Origin of the sequence: Romboutsia sp. (genome assembly GCF_051659545.1) — a bacterium.
Classification (GTDB): domain Bacteria; phylum Bacillota; class Clostridia; order Peptostreptococcales; family Peptostreptococcaceae; genus JBOFOR01.
The window spans coordinates 129,244-135,368 of the sequence record NZ_JBOFOR010000273.1 but is presented as its reverse complement, the minus strand read 5'-3'; the positions used below and the strand labels follow the sequence as shown (position 1 = coordinate 135,368).

5 protein-coding genes and 1 rRNA gene are annotated in these 6,125 nt (G+C 25.2%); all 6 read left to right on the top strand.

The features are described from left to right. Positions 1 to 10: 10 nt before the first annotated feature. The 6 genes from rrf to ACRC03_RS16465 all read left to right on the top strand — a co-directional run bounded on the left by rrf (position 11) and on the right by ACRC03_RS16465 (position 6,113). Positions 11 to 127, top strand: a 5S ribosomal RNA gene (gene rrf, locus ACRC03_RS16490). Positions 128 to 207: 80 nt separating this feature from the next. Next, positions 208 to 663 carry a hypothetical protein gene (locus ACRC03_RS16485; protein WP_438653686.1) on the top strand — a complete coding sequence of 152 codons (456 nt, stop codon included), beginning with the start codon at positions 208 to 210 and terminating at the stop codon, positions 661 to 663. 43 nt (positions 664 to 706) lie between these two features. Further along, positions 707 to 886, top strand: a complete 180-nt coding sequence (locus tag ACRC03_RS16480) for a hypothetical protein (protein WP_438653685.1) — start codon at positions 707 to 709, stop codon at positions 884 to 886. 106 nt (positions 887 to 992) lie between these two features. Continuing rightward, entirely contained in the window at positions 993 to 1,838 is an 846-nt protein-coding gene (locus ACRC03_RS16475; RefSeq protein ID WP_438653684.1) for a lysostaphin resistance A-like protein, read from the top strand. 182 nt (positions 1,839 to 2,020) lie between these two features. Next, positions 2,021 to 3,919 (top strand): hypothetical protein, encoded by a 1,899-nt coding sequence (locus ACRC03_RS16470; protein WP_438653683.1) that lies wholly within the window; start codon positions 2,021 to 2,023, stop codon positions 3,917 to 3,919. Further along, positions 3,912 to 6,113 carry an ATP-dependent helicase gene (locus ACRC03_RS16465; protein WP_438653682.1) on the top strand — a complete coding sequence of 734 codons (2,202 nt, stop codon included), beginning with the start codon at positions 3,912 to 3,914 and terminating at the stop codon, positions 6,111 to 6,113. Before ACRC03_RS16470 ends, ACRC03_RS16465 begins: the two co-directional genes overlap by 8 nt. Positions 6,114 to 6,125 lie beyond the last annotated feature (12 nt).

Below are 6,125 nucleotides of genomic sequence, written 5' to 3'. Positions count from 1 at the left end.
ATAAAGATTATGTGGTTATTATAGCAAAGAGGATACACCTGTTCCCATTCCGAACACAGAAGTTAAGCTCTTTAGCGCTGATGGTACTTGGAGGGCAACCTCCTGGGAGAGTAAGACGTAGCCACGTAATCTTTTTTTGCGTTTTATTTTATTCACCTTTTAAAAAATATTTTTATATAATAAAATAAAATGATTTGAGGTGAATCTATGCAAAATATATTTAAAGCATCAGAAAAATTATTTTTCAGCATATTGATTATATGTCTATTATCATTCTTGTATTTCACGACTATACCTATAAATGAAGGAACACTATTAGTAGGTATTATTTTTTCTATACTTTACTTTGGGGTTAACTTTTATGTAGGATATAGATATAACCTAAATATTTTAGAAGCATTGATAGTAGGTATGATTGGTTGTAGTATAGGAATATTTTTTAGTTTCTTTGCACTATATGCACAGGTGATTTTAGAACGACCTCATTTTGCAATTTGGTTAACCATACCTTATTTTATACCAACAATGTCTTTAACAAAATTAATTCCAATGGAGATAACCATAGACTATTCTTTTTGTTTAATGGCAATAAATATAATATTAGTTATATTTGGTTCTATTAGCAAAAATATTATGAATAAATTATCACTCCAATTTAAATAATTATAATATAGCACAATATTATAATAAAGGATTGGGTGATTATATGTATGAAGTACAAATGAAGTATATGGATGAACATAATCAAGATTTATTTAATTTTACATGTGAGAGTTTTAATATAGATAATAATGGATATAGATTTGAAAACATAACTATGAACAATTTTAAGATACTTGATTTAGAAGTTAATAATGAAGATATAGCCTTAATAAAGATTAAGTAGAAGAAGTAACCATATGGTTACTTTTTTTATGCTTAGAAGTAATAAATTATTAAAAATAAAAATGTAATAGGCCAAAATATAAAAGCATATTAAGTTAATAAAGGTGGTGGATATATTTATAAAAACTTTAAAATCTTTGTTTAATGATGAACTATCAATTAAAAAGATATCTTTAATAAAGTCAGTAATAGCAACAATCATTTATTTATTAGTGCCATACTCCATTAACTTTATGTTTGTATGGATATTGGGAATTTTAAAAAAAGATGTATCCTTCGGGTTATCATTAGTATCAATTACTATTGTTACATGTATAGGTACTATGTGTGTACTTATAATTTCAAGTAAAGTATTTTCATACAAAGAAGGTAGCAATACTAAAGAAAAATATATTACTATAAGAAAAAGAGATATCTTATATGTATTTTTTATAATGATAGGTTTTATTTTAATAAGACAAGGGCTATTATTTGATGTGCTTACAAAATTTAAAGGACCTGTAACTAAAGAAAACATAGATTTTATATGTAATAATTTAGAGAAGACACAATTATCATTTACTATATTTATACTAATGATACAAACAATTATAATAGCTCCTATATTTGAAGAATTATTTTTTAGGGGAATAATATTTAATGGGCTCTTAAATAAATATCAAGGGGATTTTAAAAAAGCTATAATATTTTCATCTATAATCTTTGGTGTAGCTCATTTAAACATACCTCAAGGAATCAATGGTATAATTGCAGGTACAATATTAGCAGCTATATACTATTATACAAAGTCAATTAAACTGTCAATTTTCGCACATTTTCTAAATAATTTCTTTGTATTCTTACCAGTTCCAAATACTATTTTCATGAAAATAATTTATATTATTATAGGTATTTGCTTAGTAAATAGGGGGATGGAATTATTTAAATTAAGAGTAAAATCAAATAAATACTAAGCATAAGAACTAAATATCTATATATATAAGGTATATATAGATTAATAATCTCCTAAAATATAAGTAACGAATAATATAAATAATAAGTTAGACCACTTGAATTTAAGAATATCAGGTGGTCTTATTTTATCAAAAACATATGATATAATAAAATATAACATAAAAAAGAAGAAGGTGTGTATATGAAATATTTATTCATAGAGACTTGTTTACCTAAAAAGATAGAAGAAATAATAAGTATTTATAAAAAAATACTAGAACAAAATAATAATAAATCTAAAAATACAATTATTTTAGTTGCAAATAGCATGACAAGGCTAAAATATGAAAGAAAGTTGAACTTAGAATTCAGTGAAGAGTTAAAAATTATTACATATTCTAATTTTATAAAAAAGGAAATTATTAAATTCTGGCCGTTAATAACTGAAAACTGTAAATCAATAGATAAAAAAACTATAGTTCCAACATTCATATCTAATAGTTTAGGTCAGTATATAATTAACGATAAAGTAAATAAAAAAAGAAACCTAGAAGGCTATTTTCAAGATATTACTTCAACAAATAGAAATATCGCCAATAGCATAAATACAAATATAAATAAAGCTTCTCAAGCTCTATTAGATTTTAAAACTATTGGTGAAAAGATATACTTATCAAAAAAAAATAGAGATAGCATAATGAAGTTTTCTTATAGCCAAATGGATGAAATTATAAATTACTATGTAGATAGTTTATTGTCAAATTCAATGCTAGATGATTCTATTTGTATATATTTATATAATAACTTTTTATTAACTAATGAAGGCTATATAAATCATTTGAAAAATGAAATAGAATACCTTATTGTAGATAGTCTTGAAAATTCAACTACAGCAGAGGTTGATTTTATAAGCCGAATAAGTGAATTTACGAAGGAAACTTATATTTATTTCAATAAAAGTAGAGATTACTCTGTATTTAATAATATAGATATAGATTATATTAATGAAAAAATAGTAAATAGCTTGGAAACAAACCATAAAACTGAAATTAAAAATATAGGGCTAGAAGATATATATTTAATAAATACAAAGATAAACTTAAATGAAGTAAGCCAACTATATAGCGAGATGATAGAAGAAGCTACAAGTAAAGTAGTAGACTTAGTGAAAAATGGAGTAAAACCAAAGGATATAGCTATAATATCCCCTATAAATAATACAGTATTAGACTACCAAATAAACAATATTTTAAGAGCTAAGAATATTGAAGTTTTTAATACTAAAAAAGACAAAAAAATAGTAGACTATCCTTATGCAAATGCACTAGTAGTAGCAAGTTGTATTTTTTATGATTTTATAGAACTAGTAAAAGAAGAAGAACATATTAGTTTTATAGAAATATTATTAGATGTAAATAGAGTACAAGCCTTAAAAATATTTAGAAATAAAGAGTTAAGTGAAAGCTATATGAGTCTTATAAATCATATAAAATCTCAAAAAAATAAGGATACAAAAATGAGTGAGTTTTTAATTAAATTTTATATAGACAAAATGCTTAATTTAAAAGAAGGAAAAGAGAATGTAAAGGTCTGCAAGCAAATAATAAATGAAAGCGAAATATTTATACAAAATATAAGCATGTTGGGGCTAGATAAAAATAAAGATAAAGAAAAAATCTTTATAGAAGCTCTTCAAACTACAATAAATGATTATTACAGTGTAGCAGAAATAGAAGAATTAGAAAAAACAAATTCAGTATTAATAACTACTCCTTATTCTTATATATCATATAACCTAGATAGACCAATACAATTATGGATGGATATAGGAAGTAATGCTTGGAATATGAAAATAGAAAAGGATATAAGCAATATAATAGTACTTAGAAAATCTTTTAAAGAAAATAGAATCTATACTGATGCAATGGAAGAAGGTTTCAAAAAATACTATTTATATAATATGATATACAACTTGTTAGTAAATGCTAAGCAAGTGTATGCTTATAAAAGTGAGTATACAGTAAACGGATATATGCAAGAAAGCATATTGTACAGTTTACTACTGAAGATACTTGGTAAGGCTGGTGAATATAATGAATAACATAAATTATAGAGATGACCAAATTCCGATAATAAAGTATGAAAATGGAACTATGGCAGTACCCGCAGTTCCTGGTGCAGGTAAAACATTTATAGTAACTAATTTAGTTGCAAAACTATTAAGTGAGCAAAAGCATAGGGGTGGAAGAATATTAATCTTAACCTATATGAATAGTGCAGTAAATAACTTTAAAGGAAGGATAAAAAAAATATTACAAGAAAATAACATAAATGAAGAAAACTCTTATGAAGTAATGACCATACATAGTTTAGCTGTAAAAATAATTAAAGAAAAACCTGAAGTGGTAATGTTAAGTGATGAATTTAGTATTGCTGATGATTTACAAAAAAGTATAATACTAAATGAATGTATAAAAAACTTTAGATTTAACGGTGGCGAAAGAGCTTTTCAATGGTTTCTCAAGGAACAAAAAGATGGTGAGTGGAGAGATAGAATGCTAGATGCTTGGGAAGGCGGATTCTATGATTTAGTAGGTAACGCTATAGGTGAATTAAAATATAAAGAAATTTATCCAAGTAAGCTAGAAGAAATTATCTCTAGTGACTACAAAGGAATACTAAAAATAATACTACCTATATATAAGGAATACGATAAAAAGCTTAAACAACAAGGGCTTTTAGATTATGACGATATACTTATATTAGCGTACAGAGCATTAACTATTGATGAAAACCTAAGAGCTAAGCTTCAAAATAGATATAAATATATTTTTGAAGATGAGTGCCAAGACTCAAATGAAATACAAGGTAAAATTATAAAACTTATATGTAAAGAAAACAACAACTTAGTAAGAGTGGGAGATATAAATCAAAGTATTACAGGAACATTCTCTTCCTCAGATCCAAAGTATTTTAAGGAATTTATAGAAGAATCAGAAAATTGTTACAGAATGGATATGTCTAACAGAAGTTCCAAAGATATACTAGATCTAGCTAATAGGCTAGTAAAGTATGTTACAGAAGACTTTAAACAAGTTGAGTGTAGGAATGCATTAGAAGATATGGAAATAAAAACTGTTCCAAGTGGAAAAGGATACAAGGAAAATCCGAAGCCAGAAGCCTATAGCATAAATACTAAGAAATATAGAACTTGGAATGATGAAATAGAAAAAACTATAGCTTATACAAAAGGAATTAAAAAGAAATACCCAGATAAAAGTATAGGAATATTAGTTCCGAGAAATGATCAGATAACTCAAATAGCTAAAATATTATCTGATAATAATATGGAGTTTGAAGAATTAGGTCCAAATTCATTAAATAAAAGAAAAATCCTAAACAAAATAGCATACATTATAGACTTTATATTAAATTGCGATAATATAGAAAAACTTATAACTGTTTTGGATAAAGTTTTTATACGTAGTGAAAATGAACAAGGTAAAAAAGATTTTCTTGAAATAGTTAGGAAATATACCACAGAAGAAATCCTATATAATGGAGAAAATAAAGATTTAATAATAGATGTAGAGAGTGATGTATATAAAGGCTTTATAGTAGGAATAAAAGCTATAAGAGAACTTTTAGAACACCCTACAACTAAAATAGATTTGCTAATATTAGCCATAGGTCAAAAGCTTAATCTAGAAAAAGAAGATAAAGCTATTGTTGACTATGTAGCATTTTATATAAAATACCTATCCTTAGAAAATACCTATATGACTCTAGGTGAAGTTTATGAAATACTATCTAATACAAAAAATAGAGTGTTCAATTATATAATAGATGTTGTATATGAAATGAATGGATATGAACCAGAACCAGGAAGTATAACTATTTGTAATTATCATAAATCTAAGGGTTTAGAGTGGGATTGTGTATTTTTATTAGGCTTAGTAGAGTATAACTTCCCAGATAATATAGAGCAGAAATTTCAAGGAGAAAGATGGTATTTAAAAGAAAAATATAAAAATCCAGTAGCTATAATAAAATCAGAAATAGATTTTATTGTAAATGGAGAAACAAAAGTTAATTATATGTACCAAAGTAAAATAGAATTGATAAATGAAAAGATAAGACTTCTTTATGTAGGCATAACTAGAGCAAAAGAAATGTTGATATTATCTTGCAGTATGTATAATGATGAAAAAGATATTGGAAATAAAAAGAAAGAACAAAAAATATCTTTATATATGACAGAGCTTGAAAAGCATATAGCACAAAAAAGAAATTAAATAAAGGAGGAG

What these genes read in the sequence shown, in the direction of transcription:
- ACRC03_RS16485 (WP_438653686.1), top strand. Translation starts at nt 208, where the DNA reads ATGCAAAATATATTTAAAGCATCAGAAAAATTATTTTTCAGCATATTG.
- ACRC03_RS16465 (WP_438653682.1), top strand. Translation starts at nt 3,912, where the DNA reads ATGAATAACATAAATTATAGAGATGACCAAATTCCGATAATAAAGTAT.
- ACRC03_RS16480 (WP_438653685.1), top strand. Translation starts at nt 707, where the DNA reads ATGTATGAAGTACAAATGAAGTATATGGATGAACATAATCAAGATTTA.
- ACRC03_RS16470 (WP_438653683.1), top strand. Translation starts at nt 2,021, where the DNA reads ATGAAATATTTATTCATAGAGACTTGTTTACCTAAAAAGATAGAAGAA.